The organism is Phocaeicola sp. RTP21198st1_B8_RTP21198_201120 (assembly GCF_040929485.1).
Taxonomy (GTDB): domain Bacteria; phylum Bacteroidota; class Bacteroidia; order Bacteroidales; family Bacteroidaceae; genus Phocaeicola; species Phocaeicola dorei.
On record NZ_JBCOCI010000441.1, the window covers coordinates 1 to 1,199 of the forward strand.

Here is a 1,199-nt window from a genome sequence, read left to right on the forward strand (position 1 = left end):
CCGTAGCGGCGTGGAAAAGTGGCGGGATTCCGTTCCTTGTCCACCGCCCCTTTCAAATCCTTATGGGCAGGTGTGGGAGCATGCATCCGTTCTGATACGGATTCTTGGATTATCGGTCTGTGGAAGTGTAAAAATATCAATCCGTTAATGGAGACAAGGAAGAAAAAACATAAGGCGTACACGGCTACCTGCACGTTCTCCATTTGCAGAAGTGTAGAAGTGGCAATCCGTTAATGGAGACGATGAAAAAAAACAATAAGGCATATACGGCTACCTGCCATTCTCCATTTGCAGAAGTGTAGAAGTAGCAATCCGTTAATGGAGACAATGAAGAAAAACCATAAGTCATACACGGCTACCTGCACGTTCTCCATTTGCAGAAGTGTAGAAGTAGCAATCCATCAATGGAGACAAGAAAAAGAAACCATAAGTCATACACGGCTACCTGTCATTCTCCATTTGCAGAAGTGTAGAAGTAGCAATCCGTTAATGGAGACGATGAAAAAAACAATGAACTATATACGGCTACATGTCCATTTCTCCATTTGCAGAAGTGTAGAAGTAGCAATCCATTAATGGAGATAATGCAGAAAACCATGAAGCATATACGGCTACATGTCCATTTCTCCATTTGCAGAAGTGTAGAAGTAGCAATCCATTAATGGAGATAATGTAGAAAAACCATGAAGCATATACGGCTCACTGCCGCTCTCCATTTGCAGAAGTGTAGAAGTATCAATCCATCAATGGAGACAAGGAAAAGAAACCATAAGACATACACGGTTACATGCACATTCTTCATTTGCAGAAGTGTAGAAGTAGCAATCCGTTAATGGAGACAATGAAGAAAAACAATAAGGCGTATACGGCTACCTGTCATTCTCCATTTGCAGATGTGTAAAAATAACAATCCATTAATGGAGAATAGGGTATGGAAAGGGCAGATTTCCAGTACATACGTCTCCCTTATTCCTGAATTATGGGCGTAAGTCACATGATTCAGGAGAGATAGCCACCTTTTTATGGGGAGAGCAGCCGGCAAATGCCTGATGGAAATGACCCGAAAATCACAGGAGAATAACCGTACAATAGGCTGATACACAATTCCTATTGGAGAATGTTGTCCCCATTAGGGGACAGCAAGTTGTGTTTTCGTTTAACGAAAACAGGACGGTTTAACGGAGAATACACCGATAAAC

At 42.0% G+C, this 1,199-nt stretch carries 1 protein-coding gene; it reads right to left on the reverse strand.

The features are described 5' to 3' along the window. A partial coding sequence (locus AB5935_RS27085) for a hypothetical protein (RefSeq protein WP_368327986.1) occupies positions 1 to 203 on the reverse strand: 203 nt, incomplete at its 3' end. Between the last annotated feature and the right edge of the window lie 996 nt (positions 204 to 1,199).